Raw genomic sequence first — 19,245 nt, forward strand, 5'->3', positions numbered from 1 at the left:
TTCAGCCCACAAGGCTGAGTCGGCGGTCATTACAGATACCAGCGGTACTCGCGCGCACTGATCTCCTGCAAGAAGGCCAGGTGGTCCTGGCGCTTGTTCTCGCAGTACACATCAACAAACTCCGCCCCCAAGCCCGCGCGCAGTTGTGGCTGATGCTGCATGGCGCGCACGGCTTCGAGCATTTCCAGCGGGAAATCGATCCCGCTGTTGCGGTCTTCATTGAGCGATGTGATTGGCTCCCGACCGGCTTCCAGCCCCTGCTCCAACCCCACCAGAATCGCCGCCAGAACCAGATACGGGTTGGCATCCGCGCCTGCCAGGCGATGCTCGATGCGCAGATTTTTCGAATCCGAATCGGGAATCCGCACACACGCATCGCGATCCTCAAATCCCCAGCTGGCACGTGTCGCCGCGTTCACCGTACCGCCCAAACGACGGAAGGCGTTCTGGTTCGGCGCGAAGATCGGCATGCAATGCGGTAACAGTTCCAGGCAGCCGGCTACCGCATGCCGCAGTGCTTGCTGCTGGTTGGCCGCCAGCAGGTTTTTACCCTCAGCGTCATAGAGGCTGACATGCACATGCATGCCGCTACCCGGATGCTGCAAGTAAGGCTTGGCCATGAAGCTGGCGCGGTAACCGTGCTTGAGCGCGACGCCACGGGTGCTACGGCAAAACAGCGCCGCCCAGTCGGCGGCACGCAGGCTGTCATCAAGGTGACCGAAATTGATCTCGAACTGACCTGGCCCAAGCTCGGCCGTGATCACCGTGGTATCGATGCCTTGCGCCCTCGCCACTTCGACCATTTCGTCGAGCACCGGCGAAAAACGCGACAGCCGCTCGATGTGCATGTTCGGTTGATCATCGGCATCGTCCGACAGCAGATCGCGGGGGTACTGCGGCTGCCCATCGCGCAGCTGTTTATCGAACAGATAGAACTCCAGCTCGAACGCCACCACCGGATGAATACCTTTACCACGCAACCGCTCCAGCACTTGCGCGAGGACCTCGCGTGGTTCGAAGACGATCGGCTTTTCAGTCCCATCCGAGGTTATCAGCATCTGACCCAGCGGCTTTGATTCCCAGCTCACCGGCTTGAGCGTGCCTGGCACCAGGCGCCGCAGAGCGTCCGGGTCGCCGTCGTTAAAACAGTAGTCGCCGATTTTGAACAGCCCACCCTGCACGCCCAGTAATACGCAGTTCTGCGGCAACTTGAGTGCACTGCCGGCAGCCACCTTCTCAAGCATCTCTACCGGATAGCGTTTGCCGTAAAAATGCCCTGGAATATCCAGGGAAATCAGGTCGACATACCGCACCTCGGGGTAGCGTTGGCGAAAAGCACGAACTTCAGCCAGCAGATCAGAGCAGGCAGCATCCATCATCGTTGTTCCTTTTGTTGTTATCAGGTGTAAACCCAAAGCACTCGCGTGAGCTGGTCAGTGAGGTTGCCATAGCGACAACGCGTGTGACTGTCGAGCTGAAAACTGTCGCCGGCCTGTAAGGTGACCGGCTCATCGTCATCACCCAACCACAGCGTCAACGCGCCTTCCAGGACGTAGCCGCCCTGCTCCGAGCTGTCGCTCAAGTGCCGCTCGCCACTGCTGGCACCGGCCTCCAGTTGGCTTTCAAGCATCGAGAAGGAAGCCCTGATTTTCGGCGAGACCAGAATGTCGGTAATCCCGTTGGCGTAGTACAGCGTGCGGCGCTCATCCGGCCGGGTCACCCAAGGCAACACCTTGGGTTTCGGCAAGCTGTAAAAATAGGTGGTTGGCACCCCGAGGGTCTCACTGATCGCGGTCAGGTCCGCCACGGTAGGCCGTGACAAGCCCCGTTCGACTTGCGAAAGGAAGCCGACCGAGCGGTCGATTTTGTCGGCCAGCTCCTTGAGGGTGCATTTCTTGTGCTTGCGCAGATCGTGGATAAGGATCGCTAACGCGGCGATTTCTTCTTGCTTGTTCATGCCAGGAATTCCGAAAAATGCCTCATCAAATGCTGTCGCGCAGTCGGTACCAGGCCTTGCCGATGGCCTCCAAGGGCGCTGCCAGGTATTTACCGCCGGGAAAGCTGCCATTACTCAACCCCTGGTACAAGGTCAGCTCATCCGGCTGACCGAGAATCGCATCGGACACGGCGCGAGCCCCGGCCAGCGTGGGGAGCACACCATGCCCGGAATAGCCCTGTAGCCAGTAGAGGTCGCCGCGCCGACCAATGTCAGGGGTGCGTTTGAGGGTAAGGTCGATATGCCCGCCCCAGGAAAACTCCAACTCGACACCTTTGAGCTGCGGGAAAACCCGTTCCAGATAGGGCCGTGTCGCGGCCGCGATGTCTTTGGGCATCCCACCCAGATAGGTGCAACCGCCACCGAACAACAAGCGGTTATCCGGTGTGCGACGGAAATAATCGAGGACGAATTGGTTATCGGTGACGCAGACATTACTCGGCAGCAGCTCGGTGGCTTGCTCTGCGGTCAGCGGCGCGGTGGCCACCTGATAAGTGCCCACCGGCAACACGCAGCTGGCAAGTTCCGGATCGAGTTGATCGAGATAGGCGTTGCAGGCCAGCACCAGGACATTTGCCCGAATGCACCCGCGCTCAGTGGTGACCACATACTGATCGCCTTCTTCGCGATAGCTCAGCGCTTTGCTCTGCTCGTAGATGCAGCCGCCAGCTCGCTCGATGGCGGCGGCCAGGCCGAGCGCCAGTTTCAGAGGGTTCAGATGCCCGCCTTCGGGGTCATAGAGCCCTGCCTGATAACGCTCACTGGCGACCCACTGCGGTAACTGCTCACGCGCTATGAATTGCAGGCCATCGTGGCCCCACTTGTGGCTGGCCTCGCGTTGCCACTCTGTCAGGAGACTGATCCGACGCGGCATGACCGACGTCCACAAGTGGCCGGGCCGATAATCGCAGTCGAAACCATGGCGCACGGGCAACTCGCGCAGCTCCTGCGCCGCCCAGCGCATGCCGTCCCACAAGCGCCGCGCGCGCTCATAACCCAGCGCAGCCTCCAAGGGCGGCATGTCACACGACCAGCCGAGAATCGCCTGCCCACCATTGCGCCCCGAGGCAGCCCAGGCAACACGACTGGCTTCCAGTAATGTCACGCGCTTACCAGCCAAGGCCAGGCGCAAGGCCGTATGCAGACCACTGAAGCCAGCGCCGATGATCAGCACCTCGGCAGTGTGTTCACCTTCCAGTGCGGCTCGACCCAACAGGCGATCAGCGCAACTGTGGGCGTAATAGCTGGCGACATGCTGCGAGGACTGCTGAAACATTCGGGCATCCATGAAATTATGTTTTTATAATTTCATGAAAAACTACAGAATAAATTTCACCAATGCAACACCCTGCCATCCCTCGCAGACCGGATGAGTGCGTTGGCAACCCTAAAAGATCGCAGCCTGCGGATTTGCGTACGGTTTCGACTGGTTGGCGTAGGAGCTGCCGCAGGCTGCGATCTTTTGGGGCAGACAGGCGTTATCCCCGCGTCAGCGTTTCAATCAATGTCGAATGTTCAGGAAACAGCTCACTGAGTCTGCGCCGACTACCCAATTGCATATCCGCAAAATCGAACCCTGGCGAAACGGCTTCACTGATCAGGCCGTACGCTGCCGGTCCATCCATCAGTTGCGATGCCTTCCAGACACCGCCCGGCACGTGCAGTTGCAGGCACTGCCCGGCGCTGACGTCATTGCCCATCAGCACGGTTTTCAATGTGCCATCCGGGTAGATGAGGAAGTACTGAATCGCATCGCCCACATGGTAGTAGTGAACGATGTCGGACTTGTTCAAATGAAAGTGGCCGACGGGAGACGTGCCCGTCAGCAGGTAATAGATCGAGGTCATCGCATAACGCCGACCACCTGCGGTCTCGACCATGGCCTGCTGATCAGACTGAAAGGTTCTGCGGTAAAAACCACCTTCCACATGAGGTTCCAGATCGAGTGCGGCCACGATGTCTTGAGCGCTGGGAGTCTGTTTGCCGGAGCTGCTATCAGTCATGTGAAAGGCCATCAGTCAGGTTGAATCATGACGTTTGCATAGCGTGTAACGGATCGCAAGCGATCCTGGGAGCCTTGACGAAGGGCTTCGATGGCCACTCGCTTTCACTGCTTTACTGTAAGAGTCGAGCCTGCCAAACGGGGCCGCAGTTTCACTTAATCTCCCTGCCGCTGCCGACGCCAACGGAAAATCCCGCCCCGGAGAGTTGTCATGTCCTTGCATAACGTGGCCCTTTTTACCGACCTTCGGGAAGACCGTGGTACTCGCGTAGCAATCGGTTCACTGAAGATCGTGCTGTTGCGGGCCGGTGAACGGGTCTACGCCTATCAGGGCGAATGTCCGCATGCGCAGGCCCCACTGGACGAAGGCATCGTCTGCAATGGACAGCTGATTTGCCCGTGGCACAAGGCGATGTTCACGGTCGAGGACGGCCAATTGTGCGAACCGCCAGCCCTGAATGGACTGACCCGCTATCCGGTCAAGGTCGTCGATGGCGATGTCTACGTTGACGACCAGCCGCTTGCACCCCTCGAAGCGAATCGTGCCCCTGATTCACGCTGCTTTGTGATCGTCGGTGCAGGTGCTGCGGGCACAGCGGCAACAGCCGCCTTGCGTGAACAAGGCTTTGCCGGTCGCCTGGTGTTGATCGATCGCGAAACGGCCCCTGGCTATGACCGGACGGTCCTGAGCAAATACGTCCTTTCCGGGGAAATGTCCGCAGAAGAAACTCCACCGCTACTGGATGAACGCTTTTACAGCGAACAGCAAATCGAGCGTGTTCAAGGTGAGGTCATCCGTCTCGATGTGGCCGCCAAAAGGGTCTCCCTGGCTGATGGACGCACCTTCGACTACGACGCCGCACTCCTGGCCAGTGGTGGCGAGCCCAGACCGCTTTCGGTCAACGGTGCGCATCTGCACAACATCCTGGCGTTGCGCTCACGAGCGGACGTCGAGCGCATTCTCCAGATTGCAAAACCCGGTACCCGTGCAGTCATCATCGGTGCCGGCTTCATCGGCCTGGAATCGGCATCGGCCTTGCGCCGCCATGGCCTGGACGTCAGTGTGGTCACGCACCATGCAATACCGTTCAGCAGACTGTTCGGTGAGCGCATCGGCATGGCGATGTTGTCCCTGCACGAAGATAACGGCGTGGTCTTTCACGCCAATACCCAGCCGAGCGCGTTCGAGGGTCAGGACAATGTCGAGGCTGTTCTGCTCGAAAATGGTCAACGACTTCCCGCCGACCTGGTATTGATCGGCATCGGCGTCAGCCCGGTCACCGATCTGCTTGAAGGCGTTGAACTGGACGACGACGGCGGGTTACCGGTAAACGAAGGCATGCGCGCTGCGCCTGGCCTATGGGCCGCCGGCGACATCGCGTCCTTCACGTTGCAAGGTGTCCCCACACGCATCGAGCACTGGCGTCTGGCCCAGCAGCAGGCGCGGATCGCTGCGCAAAACATGTTGGGCAGTGAAACTCGCTACGCGGATGTGCCGTTCTTCTGGACGTATCACTTCGACAAGACCTTCGAGATGCTCGGTCACGCCGACCAATGGGACCGGATCGTCTTCGACGGCAACCCCGAGCGATACGCCTTCATCGCGTTGCTGTGCAAGGGGGAACAGGTCGAGGCGGTGGTCGCCTGCGAATACTCGCGGCAAATGGCGTTGCTGGCCGAGCGGATGAAACAGCCGTTGCTGCGCGAAGAAGCCTTGCAGATCATTCGACGAATGGCCGCGCAACAAGGCTGAACATCTACAAAAGGCGAGGTAATTATTAGAACCATCGTCCAATGACTGCGCAAGAAAACAACTGCAGAAATTCATTATCAATGGCGATAAAAACTTGCCCCGCTTATGAGGAATGAATTGAACAAGCCCCTCTCATCGCCAATCTTAATATCAAACAGCCAACTCTCTAACACCTCGCTATTAAGGAAATAAAATTTAACAACGGTACTAGCCCATTGCCCATTGCATATTTATCAACGCCTGCTTAACTGCAAAAACTGCTGATGACAGCAGTACTCGCACAACCACGGAAGGGTTCGTTATGAGCACCTCAACTCGTCACCCGGCCCCCCCTTATGGGGTCGCCATCCAAAGCGCGATCTCGGAAGGCAAGCTGCCGCAAATGAAGGCTTTATTAAAACAACGCGATACCTCCAAGCCAGAACCCAAAGAGCTAAGTACCGCTTACGAAAAGTTGGCAAAGGAAGTCGCTCGCCTGGAAAAGCACTAACGCTTTTTTCCACTCTACCTATTGCAATGGAGGCAATTATGTCTGGTTCTAATCAACACCCTGTCGGTTTATTTCCACTCTGCTATCAAATCGGTACTTCAGCAGCGGGCGCACAAAACCTGGCACTCAATCTCCTGGTTTTTACACCTGAGCAAACGGTCAGCGGTACTGCCGCCATCACTCAGGCCACCAACCCACCGCTGGATGTGCATTCCGATGTCTGGGGTGAGTACACCTACCTGACGGTCATGAAGCCTGGTGTCAGCAAAATCCTGATCACCGTTCAAGGCAACAATGGCGGCCCGGGTTCGAACTCCATCGTGAATTTCAAGTTGCATCTGGTGGTCGGTAACGACTGGAAAGCAGGCGTCGCCAACTACGAGTACTTCAATGGTCAGCGCTGGGTCAAGGTCAATGCGCCCGCCCATCTGGTCGAGTCGGTGCCCTCCTACGCCCATCCACTGCCGTTGGAACCGGGCCCGGTAATCCTGCCGTATCCGCCGATCATGCCGCTGTACGCCGCGCCGATTCAGGGTGCCATTGCCAGCGGTGACCTGGCCCAGATGAAAAGTCTGGCGAGCCTTGCCAAACAACAACTGGACCAGCAACCCCAGCTGCAGGGTGCGCTTGAGGCAGCCAAGGGTGAAATCAGCCGGCTGGAACGCCGCTGAGCGACAACTGAACGTGCCTGGCTTGTCCTGAATACAAATTAAGGGAGTTGCACCATGTCAATTGGACTTTTTCACACGCGCCTCAACGTTACCAACTCGCTACTTGGCGCACCGGTTTTAACCCTGGATCTGCTGGTGGATACCGTCAACAAGAAAGTCAGCGGCGTTGCGAGCATTTTTCAAAGCACCTACCCACCCCTCAACTTCCGAGCCCGGGTATGGGGTGAGTACTCCGAGGCCAAACTGATCCCTGAGGCGGAAAACCACATCATCCTCACCCTCGAAGGCAGCCCGAGTGGTCCTACCAGCCAAATAGCCCAGACCTTCGGCCTGCAGGGTATTTTAGGCGCCGATTGGGCCAGCGGTTTTGCCTCCTACAAGTACTTCGCTCAAGACCACTGGACTGCAGTGACACACGCCGCCGTCAGTCAGGCCCCGGCTCTGCGCCAGGAGCAGACGGAACATCCATACCATCCTCACTTGCCGCTCTACGCGGTCGCCGTGCAACAGGCGCAGGCCAGCGGTGACCTGGCACAACTGAAGTCCGTGGTAAGCCAGGGTGAACAGCAACTGGCCAGCAGTGGCGCCTTGCGCAGCGCACTGGAGCAATTGCACGCAGAAATCGCCCGTCTGGAAGCTCGCTAACCGGCAATGCCCGGGCTTGGCCAAATCACCGGTGGCCGAGCCCGGTACCTTTCAACCACTAAGGTAAATCCGCTCGCGCCATTGATACCCAGGAAGGCGCGAACACTTCGATGGATTCGTGCCGCGCATGTGTCTGTGCGCAAGGATTTCCCATGTCAGACAATCGCCCTGCCCGCTACCTCAGTGAAACCGACCTCAAACGCTACGTGCCGGTCCATGTGGTCTGGGAAATCACCCTGGCCTGCGATCTCAAATGCCTGCATTGCGGCTCACGCGCTGGCCATCGACGTCCTGACGAACTGAACACCCGGGAATGCCTGGACGTCATCGATTCCCTTGCGGCACTCGGCACCCGCGAGATCACCTTGATCGGTGGTGAAGCCTATCTGCGCAAGGACTGGACCCGGCTGATCCAGGCCATCCACGATCACGGCATGTATTGCGCGATACAAACCGGTGGGCGCAACCTGACGCCCGCGAAAATGCAGGCCGCGGTGGATGCCGGGCTCAATGGCGTCGGTGTTTCGCTGGATGGGCTGGCCCCGCTGCATGACGCCGTGCGCAACGTTCCGGGCTCGTTCGACAAGGCTGTGGACACCCTGCGACGCGCCAAACAGTCAGGGCTTGCGGTCAGCGTCAACACCCAAATCGGCGCCGCCACCCTGCCCGACTTGCCCGAACTGATGGACTTGATCATCGGACTCGGCGCCACTCACTGGCAGATCCAGCTGACGGTCGCCATGGGCAATGCCGTCGATCACCCGGAGCTGCTGTTGCAGCCCTACCAACTGCTTGAAGTGATGCCGTTACTGGCGCGTCTCTATCGCGAAGGTGTCGATCGCGGCCTGCTGATGAACGTGGGCAACAACATTGGTTACTACGGCCCTTATGAGCACATGTGGCGTGGTTTCGGCGACGAGCGCGTGCACTGGAGCGGCTGCGCCGCCGGGCAAACCGTGCTGGCACTCGAGGCCGATGGCACCGTCAAAGGCTGCCCGTCATTGGCAACGGTGGGGTTTTCGGGCGGCAACGTCCGCAATATGAGCCTGCACGATATCTGGCATTACAGCGAAGGCATGCACTTTGGCCGCCTGCGCGGCGTCGACGACCTGTGGGGCTACTGCCGAAGCTGCTATTACAACGATGTCTGCCGCGGCGGCTGCACCTGGACCTCGCACTCCCTGCTCGGCAAACCCGGCAACAACCCCTACTGTCATTACCGCGCGCTGGACCTTCAGAAAAAAGGTCTACGGGAGCGAATTGTCAAACTTGAGGACGCGGCAAAGGCGTCCTTCGCTGTCGGACGTTTTGACCTGATTACCGAACGCATCGATACCGGCGAGAAGGTCAACAGCGTCAGCGACAGCGGTCAGGTGATCAAACTGGCCTGGGCGAACCAGGGCCAGAAATCGCCTGACGAAGGACGTATTCCGCCGCAACTGGCACTGTGTCGTGGCTGCTTGCAGTACATCCATGCGCACGAAGTGACCTGCCCACACTGCGCCGCCGATGTCGCCGCCGCAGAAGCCGAGCACCAGGTAAACCGAGCCCGGCAACAAACCATCATCAATACGCTGACAGGCCTGCTGGGGTTGCCGCAAAATACCTTGGTGTAGCAGATGCCTGAGTACCAGGGGGCGAGTTGCCCTCTGGTTTGACCTAGCAGGGCATGCTGGAACTAGCCGTGCCCTTTCCCCCTGCGTCCCTGGAGCTGAGCATGAAAATCAATCCCTACCTGATCTTCAACGGTGATTGCAAAGCAGCCTTCACGTTCTACGCACAATGCCTGCAAGGCACCCTTGAAATCATGATGACCTTCGGCGAGTCGCCGGCTCGCGATCACATGCCCGCGAGTTACCATGACCTAATCATCCATACCCGGCTGGTGGTCGGCGACCAGGTCCTCATGGGGTCCGACACCACGCCCGAGCGGCCCTACCACGGCATCAGCGGTTGCTCCGTCTCGCTGAATGTCACCAGCATCACTGAAGCCGAGCGAATTTTTACTGCGCTGGCAGACCAGGGCACCATTCAAATGCCACTGGAGGCGACGTTCTGGGCCGCACGCTTCGGCATGTTGGTTGACCGTTTCGGGGTGCCATGGATGGTCAATTGCGAAGCAGACCAGTAAGCGAGCTGATACCGCTCTTTTCAGCGCTGTCGACCGATCATGCGCCAGTAAAAACGCCACTCGATGAGTGGCGTTTTGGCTATGTACACGTCAGGTATCGAGGCGCTTGCCCTGGAACCTCGCCCGATAACGACCCGGACTCTCACCGGTCCACTTCTTGAACGCCCGATGGAACGCGCTGGGCTCCTGAAAACCGATCTGCTCGGCAATCACCGTGATGCTCGATTGGCTCTGGCGCAGCTGTTCAAAGGCAACACCGCGGCGCACTTCGTCCTTGATCTCCTGGAATGAACAGCCTTCACGCTCCAGTTTTCGGCGAACGGTGCTGGGGCTCAGGTGCTGTTCGATGGCAAAAGCCTCCAGGGTCGGCCATTGGCTGTAATGGCTGTTGCGCAAACGTTGATGGACCTGCGATGCAAGGCCATGCTGGTTACGGAAACGAATCACCAGCCACTGCGGCGCACTGCGCAAAAAGGCCTTGAGTGACACAAGGTCCTGAACCACCGGCAATTGCAGATAACGACTGTCGAATTCGATCTCGGTGCGCTCGGCGCCAAAGGTCAGATTGGCGCCCCAGAGCAATGAATCATCACTGAGCGACAAACGCTCATGACGAAAGTCTGCACGATCGATGGGAATGCGTCGCCCGCCCAGCCAACACAGCAGACTGATCATCAACACCAGAAACGTCTCTTCACCGAAATGCGCGACATCGGTGTTTTGCGCCCGGGTCTGCAAGCCGATGACCGCTCGCTTGCCACGCACATTCAACGTGCCGCGAAAATCACGCAGGAACAGTGAGAAATTGGCCAGACACTGACGCATGGCTTTTTCCAGTGTCGGTTCCTGAATCAATGCCCGACAGATCAAGGCGAAACTGCCCGGTGGCATGCCATGAGAATCCAACTGAAAGAACTCGTCGTCCAACTCACGAATCTGCACCAGCCATAACGCCGCAAAAGCAGTGGCCGGCACCCGTGCCGTCGGTTGATCCATCAGGACCGGATCGATCCCCACCTGCTCAAGTACCGACCGCAGACGCTGCGGATCCTCACGCAGGGCATGGATCATTGGATACATGAAGTAGACCGCCACCGAATCCGTTTCCCGCATGTGATCGTCTCGCTCCTCATCATCTGAAAGTGGCAAAAAACGCCATCACCCTTGAACAGTTCTGGCATAGGCCGGCGGCGCTGCTGATTCTAGACTCGTGCCCAACAAAAAAGACTTTTTTCAGGGAACCAACATGAACCATTCCGATATTTTTGTGGTGAGCGCAGTCCGTTCTGCCATCGGCAGCTTTGGCGGCTCACTCAAGGATGTGCCACCTATCCAGTTGGCGACCGACGTTTGCCGCGCAGCCATTGAACGATCAGGCCTGGCGCCGGAACACATCGGTCATGCGGTGATGGGTCATGTGATCCCGACCGAGGCGCGCGACGCCTACATTTCCCGGGCCGTGGCAATGAATGCCGGTCTGCCGAAAGAAACGCCCGCCTTTAACGTCAACCGTCTCTGCGGTTCGGGTTTGCAGGCGATTGTCAGTGCCGCGCAGAGTTTGATGCTGGGGGATGCAGGGGCCGCGCTGGCGGGTGGCGTCGAGTCCATGAGCCGCGGTGCCTACTTGTTGCCACAGGCACGCTGGGGTGCACGCATGGGTGATTTGCAGGGCATCGACTACATGCTTGGCGCCCTGCACGACCCGTTTTCCGGCGTCCACATGGGCATCACCGCGGAAAACATCGCCGAGCACTATGGCATTTCTCGTCACGCCCAGGATGAATTGGCGCTGGTCAGTCAAGAACGCGCCGCGCGAGCGATTGCCGAAGGGCGTTTTGCCGGGCAGATCGTGCCGATCGAAGTGGCGACCCGCAAAGGGACAGTTTCGTTTGCGACGGATGAACATGTAAGGGCTGGGGTCAGCTTTGAGCAACTGAGCAGCATGAAACCTGCCTTCAAAAAAGACGGCAGCGTCACCGCCGGCAACGCGTCTGGTCTCAATGATGGTGCCGGCGCACTGATCATGGCCACCGGGCAACTCGTTCAGGAACAAGGCCTCAAGCCTATGGCCCGACTGGTGGGTTATGCCCACGCCGGCGTTGAGCCTTCAATGATGGGCCTGGGTCCGATTCCCGCCACCCGACTGGTGCTCAAACGCGCAGGCCTGACCGTTGCCGACCTCGACGTCATCGAGTCCAACGAAGCCTTCGCTGCCCAAGCCTATGCCGTGGCGCAAGAGCTGGGCTTCGATCCAGAGAAGGTCAACCCTAACGGTTCGGGCATCTCCCTGGGGCATCCGGTGGGCGCCACCGGCGCGATCATCGCGACCAAAGCCATTCACGAACTGCACCGCACTCAAGGCCGTTATGCCCTGGCGACCATGTGCATTGGCGGCGGCCAAGGCATCGCCGTGTTGTTCGAACGAGTTTGATCACAAGGACACGAACATGAATCTGCAGAACATTGGCGTCATCGGCGCCGGCACCATGGGCAACGGCATTGCGCAAATCTGCGCACTGGCCGGTTTCAACGTGACCTTGCTGGACATCTCCGAGAGCGCCTTGCAAAAGGCTCTGGCAACCGTGGGCAAGAACCTTGACCGGCAGGTTGCCAAGGCGTCGCTGACCGAGGAGCAAAAGCTCGCGGCTTTGGACAAGATCCGCACCAGCACCGACTACTGCACCCTGCACAATGTGCAACTGGTGATCGAGGCCGCCACTGAAAACCTCGAACTGAAACGGCGGGTGTTGCAGCAGATCGCCGCTCAGGTCAGCGCAGACTGCATCATTGCTTCCAACACCTCATCGCTGTCCATCACCGAGCTCGCCGCCAGTGTCAGTTCGCCGGCGCGTTTCATCGGCCTGCACTTCTTCAATCCGGTGCCGGTAATGGGCTTGATCGAAGTGATTCGTGGCCTGCAAACCAGCGACGCCACGCACGCCCTGGCCCTGGAATTGGCGCAACGCCTGGGCAAGACGGCGATCACCGCCGGTAACCGTCCGGGGTTTGTGGTGAACCGGATTCTGGTGCCGATGGTCAATGAAGCGATCCTGGTGTTTCAGGAAGGCCTGGCCAGTGCCGATGACATCGACGCGGGCATGCGCCTGGGCTGCAACCAGCCAATAGGTCCGCTGGCACTGGCCGACCTGATTGGCCTGGATACCTTGCTGGCGATCATGGAGGCCTTCTACGACGGCTTCAACGACAGCAAGTACCGCCCCGCTCCGCTGCTCAAGGAAATGGTCGCCGCGGGTTATCTGGGGCGCAAGACCGGCCGTGGCTTTCATACCTATGGCTGAGCGTTGCTCACGCTTCGCCGAGAGCCGGGACAAGGCCCTGGAGCTGTTCGCCAGCAAGGGTTTTGGCCAGGTCGGCATGCGTGAGCTGGCAGCCTTCCTGGGGCTTGCCCCAGGCTCGCTGTATCACCATTACCCCAGCAAGCAGCACTTGCTGCTCGACTTGATCGAAGAGTTTTACGAGGAACTGCTGGCAACCCTAGGACGCATCGAGCGACAGCCGCGAGACCTGCGCGGCTGCCTGCAAAACGTCATCCATGCACACCTGAACCTGCATCGGGAAATGCCCTGGCATTTTCGCCTGGTGGAGCGCGACAGCGGTTGTCTGAACGAGGATCAGCAAGCGCGTGTTCGGCAGTTGCAGGAACATTACGAACGGCAATTGCTGATGATCCTCTGTCCCACGCCTCAACTCAGTGAACAAGGGCTACTGGCCGCCGGGCACGCTATTGCCAGCGTGCTCAACAACGCCCCCAGCTGGCTGGCGCTGCACCCGCTGGATGATTGGGAGCGCAACGAATTGCTGGAGAACCTGCTGAGCGGAGCCATTGAACGTTTACTGGGCCATGCTTCCGGTGATCTGCCAGATGTTCAGACAAAGGTTGCCTGAAAAGCGCGCTCCAGATTCATTTCGATCTCAGGCAGCACCTGCATTGCTGACCCGCGCGGTTCGGATAAACAACGCGCGCACCTTATCCCAGAAGTTTCCACCCAACACGAAAAAGCTGCCGACCAACATCAGGTCGCCCAGCAACTGCAGCTGCCAGATATTCGGTCTGAGCCCAGGCCAGATGCTATCGATGTAAGGTTCAAGAAATGACGAAATCAGTGGCAGGCAGAACATGACCAGCCCAACGCTGTGACGAGTGGGACCCACTTCGAATTCTGTGGTGGGCACCAGCGCGGACACGTATCCGAACACGCTGCGTTTCAACTGCTGAAAGCCGGACTTGCCCATGACCGCGATGACCAGGATCAACAAGACCTTGTTGCTGATAAACAAGATGCCGGTCAGCGCCGCGATCTTTGTGCCGGGCACATCGAGCGCTGCGGCGAGTGGCACCATCAGCCAGCACCCCAGCATCAAACAGATAATGACGATGCCCAATTTGAAGCGCCAAGCGGATGAGTGCTGTTTAACTGCGCCTTGGGTGCTATCCATGATTTTAGGACCTCTTCTTGTTCGGCCACTGATTTGAGGGTGCCTAAAAAGCGTAGCAGTTACCTAGCGAGACTGATTTTCCAAAGTCGAAGTGGCCATCAGCCTCATCTCGCAGGTCCACGTTGTGATTGCCGACTGGTCCAAGAAAACCCCACTTGCTATTCGGACAACTATGCTCCTGTGATCGTCCTTAGCTGGAAAAGACCTGATGCATTCACGTACAGCCATGCTGATGCGGCCGGGTCAGCTCCTACTGCTAGGCGCGCTCGGCCTCAGCGGCTGCGTGCGCCTGGGGCCGGATTTTCAATCACCCGGTGAAGCATGGACAAAACACTGGAACAGCCCGACGCTTGAACAGGCCAGCCAGCAACGCCTGAACCCCGATGTTCGTCAGTGGTGGAAGGTCTTCGGCGACCCGGTCCTCGACCAGCTGATTGCCGAATCGGATGCTCACAACTCAAGCCTGAAGGTTGCCGGCCTGCGGGTCATGGAAGCTCGCGCCCAATTGGGTATTGCTCAGGCCGGACGGTACCCGCAACTGCAACAAGCCAGCGCCGACAGCTTGTACGTCAACCGCAACCAATCCGGTGGGAGCAACCCGCAGAACAGCCATTTCTGGCAATACAGTGCGGGCTTTGACATCGGCTGGGAACTGGATTTCTGGGGACGCTTCAGTCGCGCCATCGAGTCGTCCGATGCCAGCTATTTTGCCGCCCAGGCCAACTATGAAGACGCACTGGTGTTGCTGCGTGCCCAGGTGGCGGACACCTACTTCACATTTCGCACCACTGAAGCGCGCTTGCGTGTCGCCCGCGAAAACACCGCGCAGCAAAAGCGCAGCCTTGAGATCACCGAAAAGCTGTTCAACAGCGGCCAGAATGCCGAGCTCGACTTGCAACAGGCCAAGACCCAGTACCTGGGCACCCTGAGCAACATTCCCAGCCTCGAAGACCAGGTGCAACGCACCCGCAACGCATTGGCCGTGCTGATCGGGCAACCGCCCAATGCGCTGCCGGAGTTGGTCGAGAACATGGGAATGATCCCGCTGGTCGACCGCGCCGTGCTACAGGACGTGCCGGCCAATCTGCTGCTGCGTCGGCCGGACGTGCGCGCCGCTGAGCTCAATGTTGCCGCCCAGTCGGCACTGATCGGGGTGGCCGAAACGGATTTCTATCCGTCGCTGACCCTGCTGGGCAGCATCGTCTGGTCAGGTAATTCATTGGGTGGAACGCCCAACAACCTGGACCTGGTCGGCGGCCCTAGTCTGAGCTGGAACCTGTTTGACCACGGGAAGATCAGCAACAACGTGCGGGTGCAGGATGCTCGTCTGCAACAGTTGATCGAGGTCTATCGCGACACTGTCCGCCAGGCCGCACGCGAGGCCGATGATGCGGCCAGCGGTCTGAACAAATCACTTGAGCGCGAGCGCATCCTGCGCGAAGCCAAGGTCGCCGCCAAGCGCTCGTTGGTCCTGGCCAGCGCCCAATACCGTGAAGGCTACTCTGACTTCCAGCGGGTGCTGGATGCTCAAAGCGCACTGCTCCAGCAACAGGACAACTACCTTATCAGCCGCAGCGACGCCGTCAGCAATCTGATTGCCCTATACAAAGCGCTTGGCGGTGGTTGGTACAGCGCCCAGTCGAAGGTTGATCAAACCACTCGTCAACAAATGGAACGCCGCACGGACTGGGGCTACCTGCTGGATGAACCTGCCACTTCACAACCTGGTCCGCCCACGCCAAACAAGGTAAAAAACCATGAGTGAAGCCTCACCGCTCCCCCCCGAGGCATCGCCACCCACGGCGCCAGAGCCTGTCGCCGACCCCACGAAAAAAGGCATCAAGTGGGTGATGCTGCTGATCGTCCTCAGCCTGGCCTGGTACCTGCTGGCTGACCGCTTAACGCCTTATACACAACAGGCCCGTGTGGGCGCCTTTGTCATTCCAGTAGCCGTAGAAGTGGCGGGCCGAGTGACCCGCGTAGAGGTGCGCAACAATCAAGACGTAAAGGCCGGCGACGTGCTCTTCGAGGTGGATCAGCAGCCGTATCAGATTGCTGTCGACCGCGCCCGCGCAGACCTGGAGTCGACGCGCCGACAAATCGGTGCCAGCACCGCCGGTATTGCCTCGGCGCAAGCCTCCTTGCGGGCAGCCCAGGCCAACGAACTCAAGGCGCGGCAGGACAATCAACGGCTTGAAGGTTTGTATCGCGAAGACCGGGGAACCATTTCCGTGCGCCTGCTCGAAGTCTCTCGCGCCAACCGCGAACAGGCGGTCAGCCAGGTAGCCGCCGCCCGCGCCGAGGTTCAACGCGCACGTGAGCAAGAAGGGGGCAGCGAGGAAGAGAACGCCCTGCTGCGCAGCGCCGCCACTGCACTGTCAAAAGCCGAACTGGACCTGGCCAATACGCAGATACGCGCGCGCTCGGCCGGCTTGATCACCGATCTGCGTACCGACGTCGGACAGTTTGCAACGGTCGGCAGCCCGGTCATGACCCTGATCGCCATTCACGATGTGTGGATCAGTGCCGACATGACCGAGAACAACCTGGGTCTGGTCAAGCCCGACACCCCGGTTGGCATCGTACTGGACGCTCTGCCGGGCGAGGTCTTCGAGGGACGCGTGCGCAGTGTCGGCTACGGCGTCAGTGTGGGTCAGCCGACGGCGCCCGGCACCCTGCCCAGCGTGCAGAACAGCCGCGACTGGCTGCGCCCGGCACAGCGCTTTCCGGTGATTATCGAGTTTTCCGAGGGCTCACTGAACACGCTGCGTGACAGTCGCGCCATCCGCGCTGGCGGGCAAGCCGAAGTCATGGCATTCCCCACCCAACGTAATCCGCTGAACCCGCTCGGCCATCTGTTTCTCGGACTAATGAGTTGGCTGTCCTATGCCTACTAAGCGTGCACCCCGGGTTCAACGTGCGCTGCGTCTGGCCATGGGCACTGCGCTGTGCCTCGCCGCCAGCTTCGGTCTGGCATTACCGATCCCCTTTCTCGCGCCGGTGCTTGGCCTGTTGTTTCTTGCCACACTCAACCACCCGCTGCCCTTCAAGGCCGGACTGACCCTTGCTCTGGTCGCGATGTTGACCACTGGCGTCGGTTTGCTGTTGATCCCGATCCTGCGCTATTACCCGCTCAGTGGTGTCCTGCTGATTGGTGCGGGTCTATTTCTGGTTTTTCGCGCAGGTTTACGCGGCGCCAACAACCTGATCGTCACCCTTCTGATCATCGGCCTGACCATGATCCCTTCGGCTGGCACCGCCGATTTCGGCCTCGCCATCATGGTCATCGGCGCACTGGTCAAAGGTCTGCTCCTTGCCGTGATGGTGGTGTCCTTCAGTCATTGGCTGTTTCCGGAACCTGCCAATGCTGCGTCGCCACCGGCCGCCCCGGCCCTGCCGACCGACGAGGTCGCCAGGGTAGCACTGCGCGCCACGTTGATCGTGCTCCCGACCTTCTTGTTAGCCCTGATCGATCCCGCCAGTTACCTGCCGATCATCTTGAAGGCGGTCAGTCTTGGCCAACAGAGTTCCACGACGACGGCCCGTAACGCGGGTCGCGAGCTACTCGGCTCGACCCTGCTCGGTGGACTGCTGGCAATCCTGTTCTGGTGTGCGCTCAGCCTGTTTGTGCACCTCTGGATGTTCTTCCTGTGGATGCTGCTGTTCGGCTTGCTGTTGGCGCGCAAACTCTATGCCCTGAGCCCGACCCGGCAAAGCCCGGGGTTCTGGCTCAACAGCATGATCACTTTGATCATCCTGCTGGGGCAGTCAGTCCAGGACAGTCTGGCGGGCAAGGACGTTTACACGGCCTTCGCCGTGCGCATGGGATTGTTTATCGCCGTGACGCTTTATGCCTGCCTGATGGTCCAGCTGCTCGATCAGCAGCGGCAGAATCGTAGCGTCACACAACCCGATCACTAGCGAGTTTATAGATCCCCTCACGTCGCTCCCGGCATGACTCGACTAAGCTGAAATCGCCACCGGAGGATTTTCCAATGTGTGGAAGACTTTCACAGTACCGAGGCATCCACGACTTCGTCGCGGCGCTGAGCATGCCCAATGCCCTGATCAACACTGTGGGCGACCAGCCTCTGGGTCTGTACAACGTCGCGCCATCGACCCAGGTCGCGCTCTTCCACCTCGAAGGCGAAACCTTGCACGCTGACCGGGTACCTTGGGGATGGCGACCGACCTGGTCGAAAGACCACTCTGTACCGATCAATACCCGGGTCGAGAAAGTCGCACACGGCTCGTTCTTCCGGGCGATCTGGCCGCACCGCGCCATCATCCCCATCGATAACTGGTTCGAATGGGTTTATGAAGGCGGCCCGAATAAACAGCCTTATCTTGTCCGACGCAGGGATCGGGCTCCCATACTCTGCGCCGCCATTGGTCAGTATCCCGCGGGTGGCCGGGAACCGAAGAAGGACGATGGGTTTGTGATTTTCACCGCAGACAGTGGCGGTGGCCTGGTCGATCTACATGATCGGCGGCCGGTGGTTCTGTCACCGGAGTTGGCCCGAGAATGGCTCAACCTGGCAATGCCTAAGGAGAGCGCCGAGCAGATGGTGCTGCACCAGGGCGAGGCTGCCAAAACCTTCGAGTGGTTCAAGGTGGATATGGCGATAGGCAACGTGAGAAACCAGAGACCTGATCTCCTCACACCGATCGGCAAAATCATCAGTGGCGAGCACAAAAGCAATGGGTGATCGGGTGGCGACACCGAGGTTTCTCGACTAGGATTTTCGCGATATGGAAACGCGCCGTGCTGTTAGCGAGCACTTGGTCTGGGAGACGAAAATGAACCCGATTCGAATGGCCGAGCGGACCTACCGTACTTGGTCCAGCCCGATCCTGCTTGAGCTCAAAGAAAGGGAACATCAGCTGGAACCTTCAGACCGCCAGGCACTTGAAAATGTGCTGGTGGAGAGAAGACTTCTGAACACCGGCAGTCCTGCCGGCAAGGATCGACGCAAACCTCAGTCGACCGATAACGACAAGCCTTAGTCGCTGCCGCTGCTGATCACGCCTGACAATAGAGCCCGCAACAAGCGGGCTCCTTCTCGTTTGAGGCTGCTGAAAAAAGACCGACACGCTCC

The 19,245-nt window shown here is 59.2% G+C and carries 20 protein-coding genes; 14 read left to right on the top strand and 6 right to left on the bottom strand.

Going from position 1 to position 19,245, the window contains the following annotated elements:
• Positions 1-29: 29 nt before the first annotated feature.
• The 4 genes from BLL42_RS02550 to BLL42_RS02565 all read right to left on the bottom strand — a co-directional run bounded on the left by BLL42_RS02550 (position 30) and on the right by BLL42_RS02565 (position 3,999).
• Positions 30-1,376 (bottom strand): glutamine synthetase family protein, encoded by a 1,347-nt coding sequence (locus tag BLL42_RS02550; RefSeq protein ID WP_071555679.1) that lies wholly within the window; start codon positions 1,374-1,376, stop codon positions 30-32.
• 23 nt (positions 1,377-1,399) lie between these two features.
• Positions 1,400-1,957, bottom strand: coding sequence for a helix-turn-helix domain-containing protein (locus BLL42_RS02555; RefSeq protein ID WP_071550653.1), 558 nt, complete (start codon positions 1,955-1,957; stop codon positions 1,400-1,402).
• A gap of 25 nt (positions 1,958-1,982) precedes the next feature.
• The gene (locus BLL42_RS02560; protein WP_071550654.1) at positions 1,983-3,272 is read right to left on the bottom strand and encodes an NAD(P)/FAD-dependent oxidoreductase; all 1,290 of its coding nucleotides are present in this window, start codon (positions 3,270-3,272) and stop codon (positions 1,983-1,985) included.
• A gap of 202 nt (positions 3,273-3,474) precedes the next feature.
• A complete protein-coding gene (locus BLL42_RS02565) occupies positions 3,475-3,999 on the bottom strand; it encodes a cupin domain-containing protein (protein ID WP_071555680.1) in 525 nt (174 codons plus the stop codon).
• Between the two features lie 210 nt (positions 4,000-4,209).
• Here BLL42_RS02565 and BLL42_RS02570 point away from each other — a divergent pair, with 210 nt between their 5' ends.
• The 6 genes from BLL42_RS02570 (at position 4,210) to BLL42_RS02595 (ending at position 9,688) form a co-directional block, all read left to right on the top strand.
• The gene (locus BLL42_RS02570) at positions 4,210-5,751 is read left to right on the top strand and encodes an FAD-dependent oxidoreductase (RefSeq protein ID WP_071550655.1); all 1,542 of its coding nucleotides are present in this window, start codon (positions 4,210-4,212) and stop codon (positions 5,749-5,751) included.
• Positions 5,752-6,052: 301 nt separating this feature from the next.
• Positions 6,053-6,241: a DUF1843 domain-containing protein gene (locus BLL42_RS02575; protein WP_071550656.1), complete on the top strand. Its 189-nt coding sequence runs from the start codon at positions 6,053-6,055 to the stop codon at positions 6,239-6,241.
• A gap of 38 nt (positions 6,242-6,279) precedes the next feature.
• Positions 6,280-6,912 (top strand): DUF1842 domain-containing protein, encoded by a 633-nt coding sequence (locus BLL42_RS02580; protein ID WP_071550657.1) that lies wholly within the window; start codon positions 6,280-6,282, stop codon positions 6,910-6,912.
• Between the two features lie 54 nt (positions 6,913-6,966).
• A complete protein-coding gene (locus tag BLL42_RS02585; RefSeq protein ID WP_071550658.1) occupies positions 6,967-7,557 on the top strand; it encodes a DUF1842 domain-containing protein in 591 nt (196 codons plus the stop codon).
• A gap of 152 nt (positions 7,558-7,709) precedes the next feature.
• A complete protein-coding gene (locus BLL42_RS02590; RefSeq protein ID WP_071550659.1) occupies positions 7,710-9,173 on the top strand; it encodes a GDL motif peptide-associated radical SAM/SPASM maturase in 1,464 nt (487 codons plus the stop codon).
• Positions 9,174-9,274: 101 nt separating this feature from the next.
• Positions 9,275-9,688, top strand: a complete 414-nt coding sequence (locus tag BLL42_RS02595) for a VOC family protein (protein ID WP_071550660.1) — start codon at positions 9,275-9,277, stop codon at positions 9,686-9,688.
• A gap of 90 nt (positions 9,689-9,778) precedes the next feature.
• Here BLL42_RS02595 and BLL42_RS02600 read toward each other — a convergent pair whose 3' ends face one another.
• Positions 9,779-10,801, bottom strand: a complete 1,023-nt coding sequence (locus BLL42_RS02600; protein ID WP_071550661.1) for an AraC family transcriptional regulator — start codon at positions 10,799-10,801, stop codon at positions 9,779-9,781.
• Positions 10,802-10,934: 133 nt separating this feature from the next.
• On the opposite strand from BLL42_RS02600, the gene BLL42_RS02605 reads away from it, so the two are divergent.
• Genes BLL42_RS02605 through BLL42_RS02615 form a run of 3 tightly spaced genes read left to right on the top strand, consistent with a single transcriptional unit; the run spans position 10,935 to position 13,594 of the window.
• A complete protein-coding gene (locus BLL42_RS02605; protein WP_071550662.1) occupies positions 10,935-12,119 on the top strand; it encodes an acetyl-CoA C-acyltransferase family protein in 1,185 nt (394 codons plus the stop codon).
• 16 nt (positions 12,120-12,135) lie between these two features.
• Entirely contained in the window at positions 12,136-12,987 is an 852-nt protein-coding gene (locus tag BLL42_RS02610) for a 3-hydroxybutyryl-CoA dehydrogenase (protein WP_071550663.1), read from the top strand.
• Entirely contained in the window at positions 12,974-13,594 is a 621-nt protein-coding gene (locus BLL42_RS02615; protein WP_071555681.1) for a TetR/AcrR family transcriptional regulator, read from the top strand. Before BLL42_RS02610 ends, BLL42_RS02615 begins: the two co-directional genes overlap by 14 nt.
• A gap of 27 nt (positions 13,595-13,621) precedes the next feature.
• Here the strand turns inward: BLL42_RS02615 and BLL42_RS02620 are convergent, their stop codons facing one another.
• A complete protein-coding gene (locus tag BLL42_RS02620) occupies positions 13,622-14,146 on the bottom strand; it encodes a transporter suffix domain-containing protein (protein WP_071550664.1) in 525 nt (174 codons plus the stop codon).
• Between the two features lie 226 nt (positions 14,147-14,372).
• Here BLL42_RS02620 and BLL42_RS02625 point away from each other — a divergent pair, with 226 nt between their 5' ends.
• From BLL42_RS02625 to BLL42_RS02645, 5 genes are all read left to right on the top strand, one after another.
• Positions 14,373-15,911, top strand: a complete 1,539-nt coding sequence (locus BLL42_RS02625) for an efflux transporter outer membrane subunit (RefSeq protein ID WP_071555682.1) — start codon at positions 14,373-14,375, stop codon at positions 15,909-15,911.
• Positions 15,904-17,043 carry an HlyD family secretion protein gene (locus BLL42_RS02630; protein WP_071550665.1) on the top strand — a complete coding sequence of 380 codons (1,140 nt, stop codon included), beginning with the start codon at positions 15,904-15,906 and terminating at the stop codon, positions 17,041-17,043. The genes BLL42_RS02625 and BLL42_RS02630 overlap by 8 nt, the downstream gene beginning before the upstream one ends.
• Positions 17,033-18,067 (top strand): DUF2955 domain-containing protein, encoded by a 1,035-nt coding sequence (locus tag BLL42_RS02635; protein WP_071550666.1) that lies wholly within the window; start codon positions 17,033-17,035, stop codon positions 18,065-18,067. The genes BLL42_RS02630 and BLL42_RS02635 overlap by 11 nt, the downstream gene beginning before the upstream one ends.
• Before the next feature lie 74 nt (positions 18,068-18,141).
• On the top strand, positions 18,142-18,855 hold the full coding sequence (locus BLL42_RS02640; protein WP_071550667.1) for an SOS response-associated peptidase family protein: 714 nt from the start codon (positions 18,142-18,144) through the stop codon (positions 18,853-18,855).
• A 91-nt stretch (positions 18,856-18,946) separates the two neighbouring features.
• Positions 18,947-19,153 (top strand): hypothetical protein, encoded by a 207-nt coding sequence (locus tag BLL42_RS02645; RefSeq protein ID WP_071555683.1) that lies wholly within the window; start codon positions 18,947-18,949, stop codon positions 19,151-19,153.
• Positions 19,154-19,245: the final 92 nt, after the last annotated feature.

Source organism: Pseudomonas frederiksbergensis (assembly GCF_001874645.1).
GTDB classification, from domain to species: domain Bacteria; phylum Pseudomonadota; class Gammaproteobacteria; order Pseudomonadales; family Pseudomonadaceae; genus Aquipseudomonas; species Aquipseudomonas frederiksbergensis_B.